We start from the raw sequence: 23283 nt of genomic DNA, 5'->3' as shown, positions 1-23283 counted from the left end.
CCGGTCTCATTGAGCGTGAGCGCAGGCGAAATCAAAGTGCGGCGCAAACAACGTGGAACACGAAAAGCGACAGACGCATTTCAAGTGCAGCAGGCGACAGAGCAGGTTGTTGCAGCTGTTCGCCTGCCGATGTTTCTTCCGGCGTGCGTCAGGCGGTCGGCAAGGGACTATCGGCAATCATCTGGTTCAGATGATTCACAAAGCCATGTTCGTTGGGACCAGCGGCATCTCTGAGTTGCTTGCCAGTGCCTACCGTGACCTCAGTAGTCGCATCTTCCAGCAGCGCCATCGTTTCTTCGATGAACACCTCAAGCGGCATTGCACGTGGGTCTCCGCTCTTGAAGACCAGATCCGTATCAACCCATGGTGGTGCGATCTCAAGTACCCGTACCGACGTGTCACGCAATGCAAAACGCTGGGAAAGCGAGTAAGAATGAATCGCCGCCTTTGTTGCTGAATACAGTGCCGCAACGGAGAACGGAATGTAGGCCAACGCCGAACTGGTGTTGATGATGTAAGCCTCGGGCTGCTTCTTCAGGTGTTCGACAAACGCGCCGCTTATGCGAGCCGGTCCAAGCAGGTTTGTGTTGATCAGGTGAATCGACTCGGCGTCGTTTAGCGGTCCCGTTACATCGTCCAGCGGCATGATCCCGGCGTTGTTGATAACGACGTTGAGGGACGGAAACTTTTTGATCAGGTCTTTCGCCACGTCGGCGATTTGAGCGGAGTCTGTGACGTCCATCTGAACGGTGTCGATCCCGGGGTTTGCCGCAGCAACTTCATCCAGCAGGGCTTTTCGGCGTCCGCTAATGATGACTTTATTGCCCTTGCGATGCAAAGCTTCGGCGAGCGCGCGACCGATTCCAGACGTTGCGCCGGTAATGAAGATTGTGTTTTCAGTAAGTTTCATAACATCCAATCCATTTAGGTTCCATCGTTCGATAGCCAATGCTCGAACGCGACAGTCTCGCGTTCAGAGCGTCCCGACAGCGACAAGTGCATATGTCAGTGTCCATCCGTCGTAGGGCGGAGCGCTGACGTCGTCAGTTCGAGAGCAGCGCTGTGGTCTTTACTTTCACACGACTGTGAGGTCCGACATCCGATCGCCGAGCTGTCCGTGCCGACAGATCTCCATCTTTCATACTCATGCAGCTCGCGCGAGCGGATGTGATCACGTTATCCGTTCCCCACGAAGACCAATATCTCTACGCGGAACGGATTTTTTGGTGTCCCGGAACATGGGCCGTCCTGCTATGTCATCCGCCATCCATTTGCGGCAAGATTGGACTATGCAATAGCGCCGTAGTCATTCGGTCCTCGCGATCGGTTTGAAGGCCGTTCGATGTGTGTTCCGGCGTGCCCGTGAGATTTTTTGAGGCACGGCGGTGGTTCCGCGATCACCTTTCCCGTCCCTCATATCAAGTAGTTCCATGAGCGTATCCCCACAGAGAAACGATAGTTCACGCCAACTTGAACCCTAGGAGAATGTTGATGAGCAAGCTGACGACTGCGTTCGGCGCACCGGTGCCAGACAATCAAAACACGATGACCGCGGGGCCTCGTGGACCGGCTCTGCTTCAGGATGTCTGGTTTCTCGAGAAACTCGCACACTTCGATCGTGAAGTGATACCTGAACGGCGTATGCATGCGAAAGGTTCGGGTGCGTTCGGAAAATTTACCGTGACTCACGACGTTACAAAATATACGCGTGCAAAGATCTTCTCCGAGGTTGGGAAGACCACCGAGATGTTCGCCCGGTTCTCGACGGTTGCGGGCGAACGTGGCGCCGCTGATGCCGAGCGTGATATTCGTGGCTTCGCCCTCAAGTTTTATACCGAGGAAGGGAACTGGGATCTGGTAGGGAATAACACCCCGGTGTTCTTCCTGCGTGATCCTCTCAAATTTCCGGACCTCAACCACGCGGTTAAGCGTGATCCGCGAACGGGTCTGCGCAGTGCCGAGGGGAATTGGGACTTTTGGACGCAGCTTCCAGAGTCATTCCATCAGGTCACCATCGTGATGAGCGATCGTGGGATTCCGCGTACGTATCGTCATATGCACGGTTACGGTAGCCACACGTTTAGCCTGATCAATTCCAGTAACGAGCGCTTCTGGGTCAAGTTTCATATGCGTACCCAGCAGGGGGTGGAAAATATGACGGACGCAGAGGCGGTCGAAGTAGTCGGCGCCGACCGCGAAACACATCATCGCGATCTGTATGAGGCGATCGAACGCAAGGAATTTCCGCGTTGGAAGATGTACTTCCAGATCATGCCCGAACACGAAGCAGCGAATTGCAAGGTGAATCCTTTCGATCTGACGAAGGTCTGGTCAAAGAAGGACTACCCGTTGATAGAGGTCGGAGAGTTCGAGCTAAACGTGAACGCTGAAAACTGGTTTGCAGACGTAGAGCAGGCGGCGTTCAATCCGGCGAACGTTGTCCCGGGCATCAGCTTCTCTCCCGACAAGATGCTGCAAGGCCGTCTGTTCTCGTATGGCGATGCGCAGCGCTACCGTCTCACCGTCAATCATCATCAGATCCCGGTCAACTCGCCGCGTGCCGCGACGCACTACAACAGCTACCACCGTGATGGTGTTTTGAGAGTTGACGGGAACAAAGGCGGCACCACCTCGTATAACCCGAACACTCGGGGAGCATGGCTCGACCAGCCTGACTTTAGCGAGCCACCTTTGTCTATCGAGGGTGCTGCCGACCATTGGAATCACAGGGTCGACGATGATTACTTTTCGCAGCCGGGCGATCTGTTCCGTCTAATGTCACGCGAGCAACAGACGGTTCTGTTTGAGAACACGGCTCGGGCCATGCACGGCGTATCGACGCCAATCCGTGAGTTGCATATCGAGCATTGCACCCGAGCTGATGCTGCGTACGGGGTGGGAGTTCGTCTGGCACTGGAGTCGCTCAACGCACCAGGTACAACGGCCGTCCGTTCCGAGCCGGAGCTTTAAGCGGATCCGAATAGCTGATAGTCGGATCTCAAGCTTCTTCCCACGCCGGTGGGGAGATGAGTTCACTCTCTTATCCGCTTGCTCGAACCCACGCGCGGACGGCGCAGGGGTTCGAGCTTCAGCCGCAACCAACGCCAGTTCACTTATCAGGAGATCACCCATGAGTTTCAACGTTGACGGAATTTCAATTCCCGACAGCAAGATAGCGCGCGAAATAACCGAGCTGGTAAGGGACACTGCTTCGCCTTTGTTGTTCCACCATTCCAGTCGCGTCTACTACTTCGGTGCATTGGCCGGAAAACAGCGGGGCCTGAAGTTCGACCCGGAGTTGTTGTACTGCGGCTGCATGTTCCATGACATGGGTCTGACGCACAAACACAGCAGCCGGGACGAGCGATTCGAAGTGGATGGGGCGAATGCCGCGCGCGATTTTCTGAAGACACATGGCATATCGCAGCAAGACATCGACACTGTATGGACAGCGATTGCATTGCATACCACGCCGGGCATTCCTCAACACATGCACCCGGTCGTTGCTCTCGTGACTGCCGGTGTGGAAATGGACGTGCTCGGATTGACATATTCGCAGTACAGCGATGCCGAGCGGCAGCAGGTAGTGCGTGAGCATCCGCGTGGCGGAAATTTCAAGGAAGACATCATCCAGGCTTTCTACGACGGAATCAAACATAAGCCCGAGACGACTTTTGGGAACGTCAAAGCCGACGTTATCGTGGATAAAGATCCGTCGTTCCGGCCGGGAAATTTTTGCAGCGTGATTCGCGGTTCGGCGTGGGATTGTTGCTAAACGGGCAAGTACCGAACTAGCCCGGATTCACGTGGAGGGCGGACGATTTTCCGCGGCTTCTGTGTTACGGCCGGAATCGACTTTTCCCTCTCTGCGATCGGGGGTGATTTTCGATCTAAAGATGGCGGTTCGTCGATTGGGCGTTAGCTCGTCGACGACCTGTTCCCACTTCAAATTGAGAATTCATCATTGACCGCCTGGAAAAAACTGGAACTTCATGTCGCGAAGGCCTGTGCAGTGAAGAGCCATGAGCTATGAAAGCCCGATGCGATCCGTGCCGCATGATTTGCAAAAAAAGCACGGCCTAAGGCCGTGCCCGCGTCAAGGATTTGACAGGATTGGAGGATCACACAACCCCGACGCGTATAAATCCGCGACTGGCCCGATGAATCGGACTCGTTGTCCGAAGTCCTTCACGGCATGAAATGTGTTGCGGAAACATGGAAATGACTGGGTGATCCTGCGTTGCCTGAGCCGAACAGCGGCTTGGCGCGATGAGACGACGCATTTGTGTGAGATCTTGTCGAATGCTTCCTCATTGTTTTGTCATAAGATGATTTCGTGAGCTTCGGCGCGAGCGCGATCGTGACTGGGATTTGATGAAGCGTTGCTCCTGTACGCATTTCCTGATTCTTTCGGCTCCAACGACATCAGGTGGCTGGTATCAAACAACGTCGCAATCCATTCTACGAAGACCCGAACTTTCGCAGCGAGATGACGATTGTGCGGATAGACCGCAGAAACAGGCATCGTCCGCGGTCTGGAATTTGGTAACACCTCGATTAATCTTCCTGAATCCAGGTGGTTCTGAATCATAAACCTGGGCGGTTGAATCAATCCGACTCCGTCGACACCGCAACTGACATAGGCTTCCGCGTCGTTGACCGCCAAGCTTCCGTTCACGTTGACGTCGGTCGTTTTGTCGTTGTATTCGAAGCAAAAATCCAGAACTCGGCCGGTTCTGCTGGAAAAGTAGTGCACCGCGGTGTGGTGTTGCAGGTCATCGATGCACTTTGGCTCTCCGAATTCAGCGATGTATTCGGGGCTAGCCGCCGTGACAGTCTGAAGATTTCCAAGGCGTCGGGCTACCAGGGTCGAATCTTCCAGGGGGCCGACGCGGATGGCGCAGTCAACACCCTCTTGTATCAGATCTACGCGGCGATCGCCGAAGCCAACCGTGAGGTAAATATCCGGATACATCTTCTTGAAGGAAGAAATCTCGGGCATCACGATGAGATGCCCGATCGATGGCGGCATTTCGACTCTTAGCTTCCCGCGTGGTCCGTTTCCAGTATTGGCCAGTGCTCCCTCAGTTTCCTCGACCTCGGCGAGAATTCGTACGCAACGCTCGTAATACTGGGCGCCCTCCGGCGTCAGGTTGAGCCGCCTTGTTGTCCGCTGCATGAGCCGAACGTGAAGATGCGACTCCAGATTCTTGATAATCGTGCTTACGGTCGCAGGAGGGAGGTCTAGAGAGTCGGCAGCGCGAGAAAAGCTGTTCATCTCGACGATGCGTGTGAATACGTGCATTGCTTGTAGCCGGTCCATGGTTCTCACCATCATCAACCTCGTAGCACCTTGAATTTCGCGCTACGAAGCATTACCTGATCGGTTCGTCAGCAATAGTTCGCAGCCGACAAGTTCAATTGAGGATTATAGGAAATTCTCGGAAGCTCGTCACCCACGACGCCAATTTTTCCAGAGCTAAGGTACATCCACGTTTGCTCTCGGGTGCGTTTCGTTGATCAGAGGATGCGCTTTAAAAAACGACGCATTGCTCCGCGTTCCGACGCGGCAAATGTCAATCTCGTTCCGGCGGCATAAGGCAGTTAGAAACGCAGAAAAACTGAATCTCGATTGTGCCCTGTGGCCCGGTCGACCAAACCACAGGTCGTGGCGATTGCCGCACGGAAGAGGGACGGCTCGAGCGGTACGCCCGCCCGATTTGCGTCTAAAGGTCTTCTGCGCCAGGGATCGACGAGGACCGGTTGCAGGTTAAAAACGTGCACTACGCATCCGTCGTCTCTTTGATAAGAGGAGTATGATTGTGAGCCAGAATAGAGGCGGCATCATCCGGGTGCTTGCCGGTGATCGCCGGGGGGGGCGCCAGGCATGATCGAAGGATCAAAATTAGGAATTGCGGAATACTCGCGGGAAATGCAGGATATCGTGGGTTCGATGGTGGAGCGTCTGTCAGTGGCTATCGGGTTGGAAAGGTCACCTGATTTGGCAATGCAGTTCTCGGAGCTTGTGCTCCGGGAGGATGGCGCGATGGTTCGGGTGATTGCGATCGATCCACGGGGACCGGTCGTCTTCCTTGATGAAAAGGGAGTAGCAGAAACCTCGCTCCTGTACCCGGAAGAACTGGCGCCTCCGTGTCGACCGCTATCAATCTTGAGTAGAGGTGAGATCGACCCGATCGCCGAGGCAATCCGGGAGATAGGTGCTCGCGAAACTGCGCAAGAATGGATACACAACGTCACGGGCGAGCCAGGCAGCCTAAGTCGATCTACCTTCAGTCAGCTTTCACGTTGGATAGATTTTTATGCGCCGCTCGCATATCGGTGGATCACGCTGGCGTCGATGCGCCTCGAAGCGGATCGAGCTGGCCTGAAGAAGAGCGTGAGGCAGCGGGATATCGCGCAAGAACATTCGGTGCAATTTTACGTGCGAACGATAGACGCGATCGGCGCCTTGATGATGCTCGTGTGTAGCAGCAAGGATAGAACCTGGCTCCAGGACATGGCGTTTGATCTGCCTTGGTATTCATGGACGCCTTCGCTTAGACTGTGCCGCGAACGGTCTTTCGTGCCGGCGATCCAGGGCGCTATTGCGGCTTCGGCATTTGGGCCGCCCGTTTTGGAGCGGTATCTGGACATTCTGGAAACTTCGAGGACACCGCTCAGTTCTTTCGACGCTGTTTTGGGCATGACTGCTATTGCACGCAAGCATCCTGACTATGCTCGCCTGGTTCATGGGTGGCTGGAAAAGCGCCTTGCCGAATCGGAGGATCGGGTGTTCGGTGAAGCGCTGCTGCGCTCAGCGAGTGCGGTATTGACTGCCCCGCATTCTGCACGATTTTTTTTAACGCAGTCGATGGGCAATATTGCGCACGAAGCGTCAGGAAGCGATGTCGACGTACTGTCCGATTTATTACTTCAAAGCCTGTGGAAAGAGGTGGATTGCCTGACAATTGTCGACGGGTATTTTCCTGCCATATTGGGAATTACTCTTTTCGATGTCGATAAGCTGGAGGAGATGTACCCTTTAAAACGGTCTCGTTCACGTGCTCACACCCTCAAATCGATCGACGCGCGCGAGGCGATCTTACGTTCAGCGACCGAGCACTTTCTCGAGCCTGCAGCGACGTCGAGAACAGTGCACTAAGCGACGTAACAGGCGAACGGTGGACCTGAAGGGCCGGCTTTTTTCGAAGCCTGACGATAAGTTTGGATCGAGGGCGAGACAGGCAGAGTTTGGGGCTCCGATACGCATCGATTGTCCCGAAAGAAATCCGAACGTCTATCATTAATAGAAAGATCAAACCGTTTAGCACAAACGCATAGTGAGTTCAGCACAAAGTGCGATCTGCTCAATACATTGCGACTCAACCCGGTGACGCGGTACTGCAACGCAAGCTGCATAGCCTGGCGAATGTGCTGGTGATCACGCAAGCTCAGATTATGGAAGTGGTGGGTGACGGCAAGAAGGTTAACGGAATTACATACAAGGACGTGCAGTCGGGCGACACGAAACAACTCGAAATTGCAGGCACATTCGTGCAAATCGGCCTTGTGCCCAACACGGAATCACTGAACGGCGCCGTCGAGTTGTCGAGGCATGACGAGGTCATCGCCGATGTTGAAGACGTCGCTGCGGGTCTCGGCGCTGTCGGCCCCCAGTTGGCTGCAGGTTATGTTGTTGCGCCAGCTTGGCCACTACCCTTGGGAGCGGCTTTTTCTGGGGGCAAACAGCGTGACGAGTTCGTCGGCGACACTGTCCAGTATCTGTTGGGAAAACTTGGGATCTGCTACCGAGCGTGACAAGGCAAGCGCGCCCACGCAAGCGCTGAACAGCAGGATTGATTTGTTCCGTCGGTTTTCCGACGTGGCCGACGGCAACGCCCTTTCCGTTGCATCAAAAATGCGTTGAAGGTGCCCAGCGAACGTGTCTCGCGCCGCATCGCTGCTTCTACTAACATCGTTCACAAGTGCTGCAAAGGCGCAACTTGTCGCGACGTTATCGCGATGGGCATCCGAGAGATATGAACGAATTGCTTTGCGCAAGCTCGTCTTAACCGTCGACTCCCAGATATCCCAATCAACCAGGGCAGCTGCTAGAGCTTCGACGACCAATGCGTCGCGCGAGCCGAAATGCTTGTAGAAGCCGCCAACGGTTAGGCCGGCCTCCGTCATCAGGTCAGCTACGCTGATGCCCTCAAGCCCCAGCTCTCTGAAACGTTGGGCTGCAACGTTGACAATACGCTCATGCGTTGCAAGCTTGTCTGCTTGAGAGTGTCCCATGGTTCTTTGCTCGGTTGAGAAGGCGGTGAAATCTAAAGCATTATCGTAATCTTGTTTGTATGTAAAGAAAAGAGGGGAGGTTGGAAGCGCTCTGGTTGGCCGGGTATCGCAGCTGGAAATCGATTGCTGACGAAAATGATTAATATCGAGCGGATTCAATCTCGACGAACGGCTCCCGGATTCGGAGCGTTGGGGCCTACGCGCCCCGTCTAAACGCCTGCATGCCCCTGACAAATCCAGGCCGGGCCGTCACCCTGTCAAACCAGGTCTTCAAATTGCCCAGCCTTTCCCAGTCGACCTCACCGGCGCTTGGAGCGATAACGGTGGCAGCGCAAATATCAGCCAGGGAATAGTGCTCACCGGCGAGATATGGGGAGTCTGCCAGGTAAAACTCGGCCAATTCAAATGCTTCCAGACTCATTTGTTGAAACAACGACGCCTGACGCGGTTGCTGCCACGCATTCAAAACATGCCCCGCATAGTTCGGCCCAATCACATCGGTGACAAAATACATGAAGCGTTCGAGTGCGATCGCATGCGAATGCTCATTCGGATTGGGCAGCAACGGTACAGCCCCCTTCCGCGCAACGTGCAGCAAGATGGCGTTCGACTGGGATATCACGCGGGTGTTGCCCGCGTCGTCGCGCTCTATGAGCACGGGAACCTTGCCGGCCGGATTCAAACGGAGATGTTCCCGGGTGCGGTGCCTGCCGGACCACAAATCAACGAAGGTGGCCTTGTAAGGTATTTCCGCCTCTTCCAGCGCCACGGCGACACGCTGGCAGTTTCCCGTCGGCGCGCCGAGCAGTTCATACGCGATTGCCATGTTGCCTCCAACGTCGCTCCTTGAATATTCCGTCGACAAGACAGCTTCGGCCGCACCTGCGAAAACGAGAAACGTCAGACTTTAAACGTTCGAACATAACCTCAATCCTCGCGTGCAGATGCGATGAAACTCGCCATATTTCATCAGATGAAGCCCGACGCCAATCTGTGCCGGGACTGTTTAAGATTATTATTGTAATCCAAAGTGCCGGCCGAATGCGCGCGTGCCCGGGTGATGCTGAGAGTGTGCCGCCAGAAAACTATGCCTCTTTCGGTGACGCCGCAGCACCAATCCGTCCGCAGTGAGCAGAGCATCGGTCAATGCATCAGCGGTGGCGTGCAGTTCCAGTTGGCTATACGCGGCGGGGAGCGGTGTTTCCACAATCGTGCAGATTGCGTCTCTCCGCGGCGCGGGGAAGATTCGGTGTGGACGTTCAGGGGGACTTTCAGGCAAGGAAGCGGCCATTGACCTGCCGCGGTTTCGACGCCTGTCGGCGTTTGCGTGCAGTGGGCCGTACTCAAGCGGCGATCGGCATCGGCCTCAGGTGGAGTGCGTAGCCCACCCAAGCCTACCGCCCCTCGGCGGCAACGTTCTTTGTTCGATCGTGCGAACCCGCTGAACGGAAGCGACTCCGATAGTCAGCGGGATTGATCTGCAGCCGCCTTTGGAAAGTGCGTCGCAGTCCCTCCGCACCATCGAATCCACACCGTCGGGCGATGTCGCGCAACGGAAGGTCGGTGCTCTCCAGATAGCGCCTTGCGGCGTCGATACGCGCGTTGTTCAGGAACAATGCCGGACTGAGGCCGCATTCCTTCATGAACAACCGGGTCAAGTTGCGCGCGCTCATATGAGCGCGCTCGGCGAGCGACGCCAACGTCTGCTCGACAGCAAGATTGTCGAGCATGTATTGCTGGATCACCACGATTTGCGAATCAGGCGCGGCCTGGGTTTCGAGCAGCGGACTGAACTGTGATTGGCCACCTGCTCTTCGCAGATACACGATCAGATATTTGGCGACGTCCAGCGCCATTTTTCTGCCGAAGTCTTCCTCGATCATCGCCAGCGAAAGATCGATCCCTGCGGTCACGCCTGCCGTGGTGTAGACGCTGCCGTCTTTCACATACACGTGATCCGGCTCGATCCGGGCGCGCGGAAACGTCGCGGCCAGACGCGGCACATCCATCCAGTGCGTGGTCACCACGCGGTCGTTGATCAGGCCGGCCGAGCCGAGCGCGAACAGACCGTTGCAGATGGCGGACAAGCGCCGGGCGTGTTTGTACTGTTCCTTGAGCCAATCACTGAGCGCCGGATCGTCGAAGGTGTCGAATATGCCGAGGCCGCCGGGCACGATCACGGTGTCGAAGTGCGGGCACAGGTCGAAGATCGTACGATCCGGCACGACCGTCAGCCCGCTCGACGATTGCACGCTGCCGCGCGTGGTGCCCACGGTCAGCATTTCGTATTGGCATTCACCCTGGCTCAATACCTTGACTTCCGCGAACGCGTCCTTAGGCCCGGCGATATCCAGCAACTGGAAGCCCGGAAAGACAATCATGCCTATCTTGATCTGCTTCATTGTGTTCATGCGTTCAGGTCGTCAAGGTCACGGAGCGTCCACGGTATCGTCGGGGATGGTGGGCGCCCGCTCAGGCCGAGGCGGTCTCGCGATCGTATCCCTTCAACTTGTAAAGCAGAACGGACACCAGCCAGCCGGTCACGAACACCGCGACGATGCCATATCCTAGCAAGCCGAAATTATTGTTGAGACCAGCAATCGCTTGCCAGAACGGACCGGCCAGGCTCAACTGGTCGCCCAGCAGCCCGAGCGCCTCGATGCTGCCGATCAGCAGCGCGACGACCGTGGAAATCAGCGTGATCGTCAGGTTGTAGTAAAGCTTGCGTACGGGCTTGACGAAGGCCCAGCCGTAGGCGCCTAGCATCAGGATGCCGTCGGTCGTGTCGATGGTGATCATGCCGGCCGCAAACAGACACGGAAACATCAGGATGGTCCAGATCGAAAAGCCGGCCGATGCCTGTGCGGCCGAAGTGCCGAACAGCGCCATTTCGGTGGCCGTTTCGAAGCCGAGCCCGAACAGGATGCCGAGCGGCAGCATTAGCCAGCTCGAACGGACGAGACGAAACAGCGGCTTGAACAGACGCGCCAGCAGATTGCCGTCGAACTGCGTCAGGCGAAGGTCGCCGTCGTGACGCTGACCGCGGCGCACGCGTCCAAACGCGCGGAATAGCCCCAGCAGCACCACGATATTCATCGCGCCGATCATGATCAGAAACGACGCGGATACGACGGCGCCAACCGCCTCGCCGGTTTCTTTAAACGCATCGAAATGATGGGCCAGCGCTTTGGTCGTAAACGCCACGGCCACCGCCCCGAATACCACGGTCAGCGAATGGCCGAACGCGAAGAAAAAGCCGACCGTCACGGGACGTTTTCCGTCGTTCATCAGTTTGCGCGTCACGTTGTCGATCGCGGCGATATGGTCTGCGTCCATCGCGTGGCGCAAGCCGAAACTGTAGGCGATAAACGCGGTGCCGATCAGTGCGGGCGACGCTCGCAGTACGATCCACGCCCACCCCCACGCGACAATGTTGATGAGGGCGAGCGCCGCATACATAGCGACGACCTTCCGGCGCGCAGGCGAGTTGGCGCGTGTCATCACGGCGTTAAGCATTTCCATGTGTTTCTCCTGGTTGGGGAAGACTCAAACTCAATGACTTTCTAAGTGTGCCGGACTCGTTGCCGCATGCGTTGCCGTTGCTATCGCCGGCCGTCTGGCGACCAGTATCTGCGTGAGCTCGTCGCGCGACAGAACTCCGCTCGACTCGACCACCTCCAGCAATGCTTCGAGAAAACGCTCGTAGTAATCCCAGCGTGGCTGACCTTCGCACGGCGCCGACTCCCAGCGCGCGATCGCCGCGATCAGGCACTGGCGAAACTCTTCCCACTCGAAGTAGCCCGCTTTCGAAAGCGACAGCGCTAGGCCGAACACATCCCGCTCCCAACGACTGGAGAACACCAGTTTGCCGTCCAGCCGTGGCGGAGAGTCGTCTGCACCGAGCATCGACGCCGCTGCATATTCCTCGAACCGCGTAAACATGATCGACCTCACGCGGCAGCGGGCGAAGCGACCAGCGCGACACCCATCATCGATTCCGGTGTCACGAGCGCGGCCAACTCAGGTTCGCTCAGGTGTTCAGTGTTCGCGGGACGCTCCGGCACGACGAACCAGCGAATCTGCGCACTGCTGTCCCACACCTTGACCTCGGTTTCCGCCGGTACGTCGACGCCAAATTCGCGCAATACCGCTCGTGGCTCGCGGACGCCCCGAGCGCGAAACACCGGGTCCTTGTACCAGTAGGGCGGCAAGCCAAGCACAGGCCACGGATAGCACGAGCACAACGTGCAGATGATCAGGTTGTGCACACCGTCGCCGTTTGCCACGGCCGCCATGTGCTCCCCTTCCGCGCCGGACATGCCGGCCGGCAGGTCCAGTTCCGCGATCGCCTTTGGCGTATCCTCGACGAGGCGTTGCCTGAACGCCTCGTCGACCCACGCCCGGGCGACGATCTTTGCGCCGTTGAACGGGCCCGCCGCGGTTTCGAAGTGGCCGAGCACCGCGTCGACGGAGTCGCTGCCGATTACCCCTTTTTCGATCAGCAATGCTTCGAGCGCGCGCACTTTGGCGGCGCTCGAAGCCTCACGGTCGCCGTCATACTGAAACAGTTGAGTCATGACAATTCCCTTTTTTTTGCGCTGGTTAGACGGTTGCCTGGAGGTAGGCTTCGTACAGGTCCGCGTAGATCGTGGTGTGGGGCTCGCTTTTTCCCTCGCCCCAAATGTCGGCGGCGTCGAAGGCGACCCGGTAGACCGCCATCGGCTCGCCGATTCCATCCACACCGGTTGAAACGAAATACGAAAATGTGCCGGGATACACCTCGACGACCTTGCCGGTCTTGCAGCGCAAATACCCGGGCAAACGGGTGTGATCGACCGCTTCGGGATCGGCGATCTGCACGGTTTCTCCATTCGAGAAGCGCGCCGGAGCACGCGGCTCGTGATAGCCGGAATCGCCTTTCTCCAGATAAGCGTCGATCTGCGCTCTGATCGGATCGCTGGTTTTTTCCGGTAAAGGGGCCAGAGGATTGGCGCGATAGAGCGAAGTGCGTTCGGCGAGTTCAGCAGCCGTGATGTACCCCTGATCCACAAAAAACTGCGAGATACCCATCAGCCATTTCTCGTAGTAACGGTACTTGAAGTACTCGAATGGTTGCATGTCTTCCGCGCCGGTGCGCAACGACGCCCATGTCCATGTGCTGTTGAACGCGGTCGGCAGTGTCTTGATCGGGTAAGCCGGCAACGCATCGCCGAGGTGATTGCTCTCAGCCATCATGGCAGTGTGAATGCCGAAAATGCGACGCTCCCAGGGCTCCACGAAGACACGCGTTTCGACATTGACAGGGCCCAGATTCTCGACGCCGCCGAGGTGGTGCTGTAGTTTCACAGTTGACTCCAGTAAGTTAGCGAGTAGGGGAAGCGAGGCGCATATGCCTTATCCGAGCTTGTGCTCATGTTTGAATGCAAGCGCGTTGCCCAGCACTTCCGACGCGAACCCGAATGCTGCGCCGGTTATGAGCGCCGCGGCCGCGACGAGGCCGGGGTTGCTCAGACCGATCGTGGTGATGGGTTTGCCTGTCGCGACGGTTGTGCCCACCGTCGAGGCGAAGCCCCAGACGATGGCCGGCAGTACATCGAGCAGCTTGATCTTCGATGCCTGGACCATCGCAGCGCTGCCGACACCGACCAGGATAGCGACCGCCAGCGCGCTGCCGCTAGTCGTTGCGATGGCAAGCAGGGTGAGTGAACTGATCACCGCGCCGGCCAGATTCGACGCCACGGATTTGACGAAACCTGCACGTCCCGCGCCGAGTACGAAGAACGACGCCCACGCGATGAACGTGACCCACACGGGCACTGGAAAGACGGTGGCGGTGAGCCATGTATCGGCCACCGCGAGCACGCCGATGCTGAAGGTATAGGCTTCTGACTTTTTCATCTTTGAACTCCGGACGTAAGTGAACGTGGGTAAAAAAATAGGCACTCAGGCCATGCAATCCCGCAAACCATCGCGCAAGGTCGGCACGTCGAGGTCCCGGCCAATCATCACGAACTTGCTGTCGCGCGGTTCGTCCCGCGCCCACGCTTTTCCGAAGCTGGAGTCGAGCAACATGTGGACACTATGGAAATGCAGGCGACGACGCTCTTCGTGCAGGTTCAGCACCCCTTTCATGCGCAAGAGTTGTTGGCCGTGGGTCTGCACGAGCTGGTTGGCCCAGCGATTGAAGCGCGTGGCGTCCAGTGGCCCTGGAAGAACGAATGCACACGATGTGATGGAGCTATCGTGTTCATGGTCATGTGCGCCTTCGTCGAGTAGATCCGGCTCGACCGCGAGCAACGTATCCAGCGAGAAATGCCGTGCGCCGAGAACCGATTTCACGTCGATCGCGCCGTGACGAGCAATGTCGATAACTGCGCTAGGGTTGAGTGTGCGGATACGTGCGATGAGGCTCGTCACCTCCTGCGCATCAACCAGATCGGTCTTGTTGATGATGATGTGGTCCGCGAACACGACTTGCTCGCGTGCAATCTCATTGTGGAGTTGCTCGTGAAAATGATGCGCGTCCACGACGGCGACCACCGACTCCAGTTCCACCCGTTCGCGAACATCCGGGTCGGCAAGAAAGGTCTGTAACACCGGGGCGGGATCGGCCAGCCCGGAGGTTTCCACGATCAAACGCGCTAGCGGCTCGCCCGGGCGTTCGAGCAGTTCGGACACGCTTTTAACGAGGTCCTTGCGGACAGTGCAGCATACGCAGCCGTTGTTGATCTCCACCAGCGCATTTTCGTCGGCGACGATCAGTTCGCCATCGACACCGACTTCGCCGAATTCGTTGACGATGATGCCGATGCGGAGAGGGCGCGCATGTTCAAGAAGGTGATTGACCAGCGTGGTCTTGCCGGCGCCGAGAAAGCCGGTGATCACCGTGGTCGGAATTTTGTTGAGCCGCATCTTCACTCTCCTCATATTCTTCGGCACACCTGCCGGAAGATGAGGCAAACAGAGCGACTTTCGGGCCGACAAGACTTAACTGGCCCGACGCGTGAAGCATTTGGCTTGAATCGCTGTGCCAAAGTGCCAGAATTGCCGGATTGGTCAAATCCAGCCAGCGACCGCCTTTAAAGAGGTCGCGATATCCGCTCGCCAGGGGCCCCGCGCCGGTGCACGTTTCGCCGAAATTGTGCCGAGATCATGCGCAGATGACTCTCCGAAGGGCACGCCCTGACAGATCAACGGGCGGGTGTTGCGCATTCAGGAAACATTTCGTCACGCCCTGACAGGTGTCGGGCCATGAAGACGAAGTTCGGATGCGAAAGAATGGAACTATCCGAACGATTCACGCGAACGTTGAGGCGCTTTCTATATCGTCGACCAGCTCCTGTCGAACCTGGGGCAAGTTCCAATGCGCGGTTTGGAAAAGAAGAATCCCTGCATTAGATCGATGCCCGTTGAACGAAGTGCGTCGATTCCGTACAGAGGGTGACAACTTGCACCCGGCATGAAATTCAGGGATAGATTGCAGTTGAGGCCTAACGCTACCGCGTCCTGAAGTGCTAGCGTTCGACATCGAAAATCAAATGCATACAGCGATTGCGACGCATGCGATTGAAGCAGTCCGGCGGGAATGCACCCGCTCGAATCCCGAGCCAATGCCTCATAGGCATAGAGGATCAGCGGCGGCAAAGGCCCTCGTCGACGCAGGCGCGGACGCGGTTAAAGTTGGTATCGGGCCAGGGTCGATATGCACCACCCGCATCGTGGCGGGGATCGGCGTTCCGCAGGTTACTGCCGTGGCATCTGTCGCTGATGCGATTCGCGGTTCAGGTGTTCCAGTTATCTCGGACGGGGGCGTTCGGTACTCCGGTGACGCGAGTAAAGCCCTGGCTGCAGGCGCAGACTCCGTGATGATGGGCAGCTTGCTTGCCGGTACCGAAGAGTCGCCCGGTGAGGTTTTTCTGTACGAAGGACGCCAGTTCAAGGCGTATCGCGGTATGGGTTCAATCGGGGCGATGAAAGACGGATCGGCGGACAGATACTTTCAGGATAATTCTGCGAATCTCGACAAGCTCGTTCCGGAAGGTATCGAGGCACGGGTTGAGTACAAAGGACCTATCGCGCCGATCATTTTTCAGATGGCTGGAGGCTTGCGTGCGAGCATGGGCTACTGCGGATGCGGTACCGTCGAAGAGTTTCAGGACAGCGCGGAAATGGTGCAGATCACGGGTGCAGGCCTTCGCGAGTCACATGTGCATGACGTTCAAATCACTAGGGAAGCTCCGAATTATCGGCTGAGGTGACTTGCGACATCGGATGTGCGCGGTGTTTGCATGCGGACGCCGGGCTTGCATGGTGCTCTTGTCTACGGCGACCCGGTTCGCCATTCCGCCAACAACGCCGCGCGAAACATTGCCCTTTCGCTTCGCGGTCAACCCGCGCCGAGTCACAAAATCAGACTCTAGGGTAACTCGCCGAACTCGCTGGTAAGCAGCCGCTTGAGTGTTGTCCGATACTGCATTAACGATTTTCTGCCTCAGATGCCGGAAGGTTCGACTGAGCCCTAAGCAGGAACGATCAACATAATTTGCGAGACATCTTCCACTTGCGCGACCAATGCGTCCAACGCTTTGCCGGCCTCATTGCTGTCAATGATCAGACTTGACTGCACGCTCGATCGACATCCCGCCGTTCGTCATGCCTTCGAGTGGCAGGTCAAGTGAGAGGGTAACCCTTACCATCGCCAACAGAGGAACTTCTATGACCAAAATCGTTCATCCCGCTCAACGACTGCTTGCGGAACCCGATGGCTTTCGGGTGGAGTTTAAAGAGGCGGACTCCCGTGCCGACATCGTATTTGACCGGCCGCCATTCAATATAGTGTCCATGTTGCAGCGCGATCAGCTGCGTGCAGTATTCGAGGCTTTGGACGATGATCCGAAGGTTCGCGTGATTGTGGTTCGCGCTGTTGGCGAGCACTTTTCAAGCGGTGGCGATATCAAAGGGTTTATCGAAGCCTCGCCTGAACATGTTTCGAAGTTGGCATGGAACATCGCGGCGCCGGCGCGGTGCAGTAAGCCGGTAATCGCTGAAAATCGGGGGTACTGCTTCGGCGTCGGTTTCGAACTGTCGCTTGCGTGCGACTTCAGAATCGCAACAGAGACGACGCTGTATGCGCTTCCAGAACAAAAGCTTGGGCAGATTCCGGGCTCTGGTGGCTCCGCGCGCCTGCAGAAAATGGTTGGGATCGGGCGCACGAAGGATATCGTCATGCGCTCACGTCGCATTACCGGAGAGCAGGCGTACAACTGGGGCATTGCGACCGAACTGGTGGCGGACGCCGAGCTGGAAAGTGCTACAGATTCTCTTGTCCGTGAACTGCTGGCGTTCTCGCCTTTAGCGCAGCGTACCGCAAAGAAGCTGCTGAACGACACGGAGGATGCTCCGTTGTCGATTGCAATTGAACTCGAGGGCCACAGCTACAGCCGTCTGCGTAGCTCCAACGACTTCCGCGAAGGCGTCGAGGCATTCCATGAGAAACGCAAGGCTGTTTTCAACGGTAGCTAAGGCGACCCGATTCAACCAACCGGTTGCATGTCGCGTTTGTGGCACGATACGTGATCCGTTGAACGCTTCAGTGATACGACCGGCGATACTCTCGTGGCGCATCCGGGAATTGAAATGACGGCGATTAGTTCCCATTTCCTGGACGCGTCAACGAGTGTTCTGCCCTGACGGACGGCAGAAGAAGGTTGAATCGACTGCTCGCCCGGTCCATCTGGGCGGGCAGACAAATCGAGGCGAAGTGCGGGTCGCATACGAGGAAAGAAAGCTCATAGCCGCCCCTGGATTTTCGATAGCGGTCGAGGGGCGCTACGGGTAAGAAGGAGACAACCACATCGCATGCGTGGCTCGATGCGATGTGTCTGCGATGAGGGACCAGACAAGTGTCCAGTGCGATCAAAATTTACCAGGGCAGGTTCGGTCGGGTGGCGTTGTTGGATATGGACGCACCGCTGGTTCAGCACGCTCATCACCATTGCCATTTGCTGATAAAAGCGGCCGGACCTGACACATTCTTTGCTGTGCGTGATGAATTGCAGCCCCTGACGGCCGACACGGCTGTGCTTGTAAATCCTTGGGAGTCGCACGCCTACGTACACAATAGCGCGGAACAGCACACGATCATTCTTGCGATGTATATCGAGCCTGACTGGTTGGCTCAAGTGCAACATCCGCTCGGACACGCTGGACGCCCTGAGTTTTTCCCGCAGCCCTGCGTGCCCATGTCTGCCTCGGCGCGAAAACTATCGGAGGAGCTTGGACTTGAGATGTGGTGGTCCGATAGTATCGCTGCGGGGCGTCTGGAGGGGCTGCTTTGCGACTTGATGATCGCGGTCATAGACCCCGGAAAGAGCTGGCGTGAATTGTCGAGACAGATGGAAGTCGCCAGTCGTCGCCCGAGTGACCCTCGCATCCGGAAGGCAATATCCTGGCTTCGCGAGAATACCGGGGCCGATCCGGACATGAACGGACTGGCGGAGCATTGCGGCTTGTCACGTGCTCACTTCTTCGCGCTGTTTCATCGCTGCACCGGCGTCACCCCCAACGTCTACCTCAACGTATTGCGTATGGAGGCAGCCATCAAAGACCTGTCCTCAACCAGCAATTCGATGACCGATATCTCGTACGATCTGGGATTTTCGGCGCCTGGGCATTTCACGCGGTTTTTCCGTCAGCATCTCGGCATTACGCCGAGTGAATACCGCAAGGTCGTGGATATCTACGATCCCAATCTCGATCAGGTCGAAATCTGACGCGAGCGAACGGGACGGTCCAAATTTCCCCCAGGTTTTATCGTCTGCAACCCGCCGGCGAAACGACGACGCCTACCTGATTTGCGGGCGGCGAAAGCGTCTTTGCCGGAAACGCGTCGACTGCAAAGCATCAGACTCCAGGGTAATTGGGACGACGTTGAGGTAAGCCGATCCCGGCCCCTCCGCGTTACATTTCTCGTGCGGGTCGAAAGTGGCTGCGCCTAACTGTCAGGTGATCAGTCGTTCGAGATATGCCCGTGCGCGCGCACAAGCGACACGAGTCGCAAATTTTGATGCGGCAGCGCGACGAAAAATGCAGGAGACACAAATGAGCGAATCCGTGACCGAATTACTGGTTGAGCGGCACGCAAACCGTACGTCCATCCCCGCCACCCCCGAGGCCACGCCGGAGCGCACTCCTTACCTGGGGCGATCCATGGAACGGCTTGAGGATGCGGCCATTCTGACGGGAAGAGGTCGGTACGGGGACGACATCGCAGTCAAGCCCGGCACGTTGCACGCTGCAGTGCTCCGCTCGCCTCATCCTCACGCAGAGATTAACGGCATTGACGTCAGCGCGGCGCTCACACAAAAAGGGGTGCACGCCGTTTTGACCGGCGAGGATATTCGACAGTGGTCACAGCCGTTTGTGGTTGGCGTGAAGTCGCCCATGGAGCACTGGTCGCTTGCGATCGACCGTGTCCGTTACAGCGGCGAACCCGTAGCGGTAGTGATTGCAGAGTCACGTGCAATGGCCGAAGACGGAATCGAGCGCATCAAGGTCGACTACACATCGCTCGCTCCCGTGACTTCGATTCAGGCGGCCATGGCCGACGATGCGCCAATCCTGCATCCAAAGGTTGGGACGAACATCGTGAGCGACCGGAATTTCCGATATGGGGAGCCGGAAGAGGCATTCGCGAAGGCGCCTTATCACGTATCGATCGAGGCGCATTATCCCCGCAACACTTGTACGCCGATTGAATGCGCGGTTGTCATTGCCGAGCATCTGCAAGGGGATGAAGGCTATGAGGTGACGTCGAATTTCATGGGGCCGTTCTCGCTCCACGCGGTGATGTCGATGGCGCTCAAGGTGCCGGCGAATCGTTTGCGCCATAAAGCGCCGCGTGATTCCGGTGGCAGCTTTGGCGTGAAGCAAGCCGTCTTTCCGTACGTCGTGTTGATGTGCCTCGCCTCACGTAAGGCCGGCGCGCCTGTCAAATGGGTCGAGGACCGGCTCGAACATCTTACCGCCGCCACGTCCGCGACGGCACGCTGGAGCACCATCGATGCCGCCGTTGAGAGCGATGGGCGTATTACCGCGCTGTCCTACGACCAGATTGAGGATTGCGGGGGCTATCTGCGTGCGCCGGAGCCCGCAACCTTCTACCGGATGCATGGATGCCTGACCGGGGCCTATGCAATCCCCAATCTCCTCGTGCGCAATCGTGTCGCCCTGACAACCAAAACGCCGACCGGGCTCGTGCGAGGCTTCGGCGGACCGCAGGTGTATTTCGCGCTCGAGCGACTCGTGCAACGAATCGCCATTGAGTTGCAGCTCGATGTACTCGACGTATATCGCCGCAATTTCGTGGCGTCCAGCGCGTTTCCGTATCGGACGCCGGCGGGTGCGCTTCTGGACTCGGGGAATTATCAGGAAGCGCTTCGGCGTTCCTTGTCTGAGGGAGGTTATGAGGAACTCGTTAAGCGCCGTGAGCTTGCGCGTAGCGAAGGGCGACTCTACGGAATAGGTTTCGCCGCAATCGTGGAACCATCGGTATCGAACATGGGATATATCTCGACCGTGTTGCCGGTCGAGGCTCGTCGCAAAGCTGGGCCAAAAAGCGGTGCGATCGCCAGCGCGACCGTGAGCGTCGACTTGCTTGGGGGCGTCGTGGTAACTGTGGCCTCCACGCCGGCGGGGCAAGGCCATATGACCGTTTGCGCGCAGGTTGTCGCAGACGTGCTCGGTTTGAACCCGGCGGATATCGTCGTCAATGTTGAGTTCGATACGCACAAGGATGCCTGGTCAGTCGCGTCCGGGAACTACTCGAGTCGATTCGCGGGCGCCGTAGCTGGAACGGTCCATCTCGCGGCAATGCGGGTGAAGGACAAACTTAGCCGGATCTTATCTGCTCAATTCGGGTGCGAGCCGGAGGATATCGTTTTCGAAGACGGGCGGATTTTCTCGAAGCAGCAGCCGGAGAAGGCACTCCCGTTCAACCGTGTGGCTAGCAATGCACCTCACTGGGCTCCCTCACTGTTGCCCGAAGGGGAGGAGCCGGGTCTTCGCGAGACCGTATTCTGGACGCCGCCAAATATGGAACCGCCCGATGCGGAGGACAGGATCAATACGTCCGCCTGTTACGGGTTCGCATTTGATATGTGCGGAATCGAGGTTGACCCGGCGACGGGGCGCATCCGCATTGACCGGTACGTGACCACCCATGACGCGGGCAAGTTATTGAATCCCGCCCTTGCCGATGGCCAGATTCGTGGCGCTTTCGCACAAGGACTGGGTGCGGCGCTCTACGAAGAGTTCAGATATGGCGCGGACGGAAGCTTCCAGTCGGGCACGCTCGCTGACTATCTGATGCCAACTACCTGCGAAGTGCCCGACCCGATCATCATCCACCTGGAAACCCCTTCGCCTTTCACGCCGCTTGGTGCGAAGGGGCTTGGCGAGGGCAACAACATGAGCACGCCGCCTTGCGTGGCTAACGCGGTGGCGGACGCTCTGGGCGTCCAGGATATTCGGCTGCCGCTCACTCCAGCAAAGGTAATGGAGATGATTGGCATCGACGAACCGGAACCGTCGCGACCCGAATATCGTGGGGCGACACCGAAGAAAAAGCAGGCGGGAGCGGGGAAGGCGCTGACTGCGCAAGGCAGCGTCGAGATCGAAGCCACGCCGGAAGCCGTGTTCGCCGTTCTGATGGACCCTGCTGCGCTCGCGAAGGTGGTTCCGGGCTGCAATGCGTTGGAGACCATTGGCGAGAACCAGTACCGGGCCGATGTGACCGTTGGCGTAGGCATGATCAAAGCCCGTTTCGAAGCAAAGATAGGGCTGTCGGATATCGAAGCGCCGAAGAGATTGCGTCTGGCCGGCGCGGGACTGTCGTCGTTAGGAAGCGCTCAGGGCGAGGGCCTCGTCGAACTCACGCCGACCGCGAAAGGCACCTTGCTGTCGTACGACTACGAGGCGCAGGTGTCTGGGAAAGTGGCCGCGGTCGGAGGGCGAATGCTGGAGGGTGCAGCAAAAGTCGTGCTTTCGCAGTTGTTCGAGTCCTTGGGCCGGCAGGCGTCCGGAATGCCGATCAAGGGCAGCAATTCCTGGTTCAAAAAAATTGCGGGATGGTTCAGGAGGTCTTCATGAAGCCGCCCGAGTTTAGTTACCTGCGCGCGATGGATACGGAGCATGCGCTCGAGGCGTTGCATCATGGCGGCGCGGATGCGCGTGTCCTGGCCGGCGGCCAGTCGCTTATGGCGGTCTTAAACATGCGATTGGCACAGCCTCGCTGGCTCGTCGACATCTCCCGTACCGAAGACCTGAACGTCGTGGAGGCTGATACACAGGGTGGTCATCTCGTTGTTGGCGCCGCGGCGACGCAGGGGCAGGTCGAGTGGCGAAAGACGCTCGCCGACGAGGTTCCGCTATTGACGCTCATTTTTCCGCATATATCCCACTTTCAGATTCGTAACCGTGGAACGGTCTGTGGCTCGGTCGCGCACGCAGACCCTAGTGCCGAATTGCCCCTGGCGTTGGCGACGCTTGGAGGGGACGTCATGCTGAGGTCTAAAAAGCGCAAGCGCGTCTTGAGCGCTGAGGCCTTTTTCCAGGGCATGTTGATGACTGCGCGCGAGCCCGATGAGCTTGTTGCCGCCGTACGTTTCCCCCTGGCGCGGCCGGGGCAGCGCTTTGGTTTCACTGAACTCTCTGCACGACACGGCGACTTTGCCTTAGTGTCGTGTGCGGCGGTGGTGACGGATGAGGCGATAAGAATTGGCGTCGGCGGAGTATCTGATCGTCCAGTAGTAGAAACATTGCCAAAACTGGACGGAGATGATCTGCGTGGCGCACTCAATGACCTCGCGTGGAAGCTCGGTGCGCAGGACGATGCTCATGTCAGTGCGGCTTATCGAAGGCATCTGGTTCGACAGCTTGGTTGGAAGGCCATACAGGAGGCGACGTGATTAGAGGAAAAAGCCGTAA

19 protein-coding genes are annotated in these 23283 nt (G+C 57.6%); 8 read left to right on the top strand and 11 right to left on the bottom strand.

The annotated features are described in order from the left end of the window. Positions 1–148: 148 nt before the first annotated feature. On the bottom strand, positions 149–910 hold the full coding sequence (locus GGD40_RS27095) for an SDR family oxidoreductase (RefSeq protein WP_179745720.1): 762 nt from the start codon (positions 908–910) through the stop codon (positions 149–151). A gap of 581 nt (positions 911–1491) precedes the next feature. Between GGD40_RS27095 and GGD40_RS27090 the strand changes: the two genes are divergently transcribed. Then, a complete protein-coding gene (locus GGD40_RS27090) occupies positions 1492–2970 on the top strand; it encodes a catalase (protein ID WP_179745719.1) in 1479 nt (492 codons plus the stop codon). Between the two features lie 160 nt (positions 2971–3130). Next, positions 3131–3775: an HD domain-containing protein gene (locus GGD40_RS27085; RefSeq protein ID WP_179745718.1), complete on the top strand. Its 645-nt coding sequence runs from the start codon at positions 3131–3133 to the stop codon at positions 3773–3775. Between the two features lie 546 nt (positions 3776–4321). Here the strand turns inward: GGD40_RS27085 and GGD40_RS27080 are convergent. Next, positions 4322–5323: a LysR family transcriptional regulator gene (locus tag GGD40_RS27080; protein ID WP_179745717.1), complete on the bottom strand. Its 1002-nt coding sequence runs from the start codon at positions 5321–5323 to the stop codon at positions 4322–4324. 564 nt (positions 5324–5887) lie between these two features. Here GGD40_RS27080 and GGD40_RS27075 point away from each other — a divergent pair. Then, the gene (locus GGD40_RS27075; RefSeq protein ID WP_179745716.1) at positions 5888–7162 is read left to right on the top strand and encodes a hypothetical protein; all 1275 of its coding nucleotides are present in this window, start codon (positions 5888–5890) and stop codon (positions 7160–7162) included. Positions 7163–7713: 551 nt separating this feature from the next. On the opposite strand, the gene GGD40_RS27070 is transcribed toward GGD40_RS27075, so the two are convergent. The 9 genes from GGD40_RS27070 to GGD40_RS27030 all read right to left on the bottom strand — a co-directional run bounded on the left by GGD40_RS27070 (position 7714) and on the right by GGD40_RS27030 (position 15210). Continuing rightward, the gene (locus GGD40_RS27070; RefSeq protein WP_257030597.1) at positions 7714–8457 is read right to left on the bottom strand and encodes a TetR/AcrR family transcriptional regulator; all 744 of its coding nucleotides are present in this window, start codon (positions 8455–8457) and stop codon (positions 7714–7716) included. Positions 8458–8494: 37 nt separating this feature from the next. Then, positions 8495–9124 (bottom strand): glutathione S-transferase family protein, encoded by a 630-nt coding sequence (locus GGD40_RS27065; protein ID WP_035558319.1) that lies wholly within the window; start codon positions 9122–9124, stop codon positions 8495–8497. Between the two features lie 568 nt (positions 9125–9692). Then, positions 9693–10709 (bottom strand): GlxA family transcriptional regulator, encoded by a 1017-nt coding sequence (locus GGD40_RS27060; RefSeq protein ID WP_257030596.1) that lies wholly within the window; start codon positions 10707–10709, stop codon positions 9693–9695. 61 nt (positions 10710–10770) lie between these two features. Further along, entirely contained in the window at positions 10771–11820 is a 1050-nt protein-coding gene (locus GGD40_RS27055) for a HoxN/HupN/NixA family nickel/cobalt transporter (protein ID WP_156126736.1), read from the bottom strand. A gap of 30 nt (positions 11821–11850) precedes the next feature. After that, on the bottom strand, positions 11851–12240 hold the full coding sequence (locus GGD40_RS27050) for a nitrile hydratase accessory protein (protein ID WP_179745715.1): 390 nt from the start codon (positions 12238–12240) through the stop codon (positions 11851–11853). 8 nt (positions 12241–12248) lie between these two features. Continuing rightward, on the bottom strand, positions 12249–12875 hold the full coding sequence (gene nthA / locus GGD40_RS27045; protein WP_035558311.1) for a nitrile hydratase subunit alpha: 627 nt from the start codon (positions 12873–12875) through the stop codon (positions 12249–12251). A gap of 25 nt (positions 12876–12900) precedes the next feature. Further along, positions 12901–13644 (bottom strand): nitrile hydratase subunit beta, encoded by a 744-nt coding sequence (gene nthB / locus GGD40_RS27040; RefSeq protein WP_179745714.1) that lies wholly within the window; start codon positions 13642–13644, stop codon positions 12901–12903. 48 nt (positions 13645–13692) lie between these two features. Further along, positions 13693–14196, bottom strand: coding sequence for a DUF1097 domain-containing protein (locus GGD40_RS27035; RefSeq protein WP_179745713.1), 504 nt, complete (start codon positions 14194–14196; stop codon positions 13693–13695). Between the two features lie 45 nt (positions 14197–14241). Further along, a complete protein-coding gene (locus GGD40_RS27030) occupies positions 14242–15210 on the bottom strand; it encodes a CobW family GTP-binding protein (RefSeq protein ID WP_179745712.1) in 969 nt (322 codons plus the stop codon). Positions 15211–15836: 626 nt separating this feature from the next. Here GGD40_RS27030 and GGD40_RS27025 point away from each other — a divergent pair. The 5 genes from GGD40_RS27025 (at position 15837) to GGD40_RS27005 (ending at position 23264) form a co-directional block, all read left to right on the top strand. Further along, the gene (locus GGD40_RS27025; RefSeq protein ID WP_179745711.1) at positions 15837–16556 is read left to right on the top strand and encodes an IMP dehydrogenase; all 720 of its coding nucleotides are present in this window, start codon (positions 15837–15839) and stop codon (positions 16554–16556) included. Positions 16557–17013: 457 nt separating this feature from the next. Then, entirely contained in the window at positions 17014–17820 is an 807-nt protein-coding gene (locus GGD40_RS27020) for an enoyl-CoA hydratase/isomerase family protein (RefSeq protein ID WP_179745710.1), read from the top strand. A 380-nt stretch (positions 17821–18200) separates the two neighbouring features. After that, positions 18201–19070: a helix-turn-helix transcriptional regulator gene (locus GGD40_RS27015; protein ID WP_179745709.1), complete on the top strand. Its 870-nt coding sequence runs from the start codon at positions 18201–18203 to the stop codon at positions 19068–19070. Between the two features lie 328 nt (positions 19071–19398). Beyond that, positions 19399–22446, top strand: coding sequence for a xanthine dehydrogenase family protein molybdopterin-binding subunit (locus tag GGD40_RS27010; protein ID WP_179745708.1), 3048 nt, complete (start codon positions 19399–19401; stop codon positions 22444–22446). Further along, positions 22443–23264 carry an FAD binding domain-containing protein gene (locus tag GGD40_RS27005; RefSeq protein ID WP_179745707.1) on the top strand — a complete coding sequence of 274 codons (822 nt, stop codon included), beginning with the start codon at positions 22443–22445 and terminating at the stop codon, positions 23262–23264. The genes GGD40_RS27010 and GGD40_RS27005 overlap by 4 nt, the downstream gene beginning before the upstream one ends. Positions 23265–23283 lie beyond the last annotated feature (19 nt).

This window comes from Paraburkholderia bryophila (genome assembly GCF_013409255.1).
Classification (GTDB): Bacteria; Pseudomonadota; Gammaproteobacteria; order Burkholderiales; family Burkholderiaceae; genus Paraburkholderia.
This window is presented reverse-complemented; position numbering and strand designations above follow the sequence as displayed.

Excerpts from the sequence above, each read along its gene's own strand:
- nthA (WP_035558311.1), bottom strand. The coding sequence starts at position 12,875 with ATGACTCAACTGTTTCAGTATGACGGCGACCGTGAGGCTTCGAGCGCC.
- GGD40_RS27035 (WP_179745713.1), bottom strand. The coding sequence starts at position 14,196 with ATGAAAAAGTCAGAAGCCTATACCTTCAGCATCGGCGTGCTCGCGGTG.
- GGD40_RS27095 (WP_179745720.1), bottom strand. The coding sequence starts at position 910 with ATGAAACTTACTGAAAACACAATCTTCATTACCGGCGCAACGTCTGGA.
- GGD40_RS27025 (WP_179745711.1), top strand. The coding sequence starts at position 15,837 with ATGCATACAGCGATTGCGACGCATGCGATTGAAGCAGTCCGGCGGGAA.
- GGD40_RS27010 (WP_179745708.1), top strand. The coding sequence starts at position 19,399 with ATGAGCGAATCCGTGACCGAATTACTGGTTGAGCGGCACGCAAACCGT.
- GGD40_RS27055 (WP_156126736.1), bottom strand. The coding sequence starts at position 11,820 with ATGGAAATGCTTAACGCCGTGATGACACGCGCCAACTCGCCTGCGCGC.
- GGD40_RS27085 (WP_179745718.1), top strand. The coding sequence starts at position 3,131 with ATGAGTTTCAACGTTGACGGAATTTCAATTCCCGACAGCAAGATAGCG.
- GGD40_RS27065 (WP_035558319.1), bottom strand. The coding sequence starts at position 9,124 with ATGGCAATCGCGTATGAACTGCTCGGCGCGCCGACGGGAAACTGCCAG.
- GGD40_RS27075 (WP_179745716.1), top strand. The coding sequence starts at position 5,888 with ATGATCGAAGGATCAAAATTAGGAATTGCGGAATACTCGCGGGAAATG.
- GGD40_RS27090 (WP_179745719.1), top strand. The coding sequence starts at position 1,492 with ATGAGCAAGCTGACGACTGCGTTCGGCGCACCGGTGCCAGACAATCAA.
- GGD40_RS27080 (WP_179745717.1), bottom strand. The coding sequence starts at position 5,323 with ATGGACCGGCTACAAGCAATGCACGTATTCACACGCATCGTCGAGATG.
- GGD40_RS27050 (WP_179745715.1), bottom strand. The coding sequence starts at position 12,240 with ATGTTTACGCGGTTCGAGGAATATGCAGCGGCGTCGATGCTCGGTGCA.
- GGD40_RS27030 (WP_179745712.1), bottom strand. The coding sequence starts at position 15,210 with ATGCGGCTCAACAAAATTCCGACCACGGTGATCACCGGCTTTCTCGGC.
- GGD40_RS27020 (WP_179745710.1), top strand. The coding sequence starts at position 17,014 with ATGACCAAAATCGTTCATCCCGCTCAACGACTGCTTGCGGAACCCGAT.
- GGD40_RS27060 (WP_257030596.1), bottom strand. The coding sequence starts at position 10,709 with ATGAACACAATGAAGCAGATCAAGATAGGCATGATTGTCTTTCCGGGC.
- GGD40_RS27005 (WP_179745707.1), top strand. The coding sequence starts at position 22,443 with ATGAAGCCGCCCGAGTTTAGTTACCTGCGCGCGATGGATACGGAGCAT.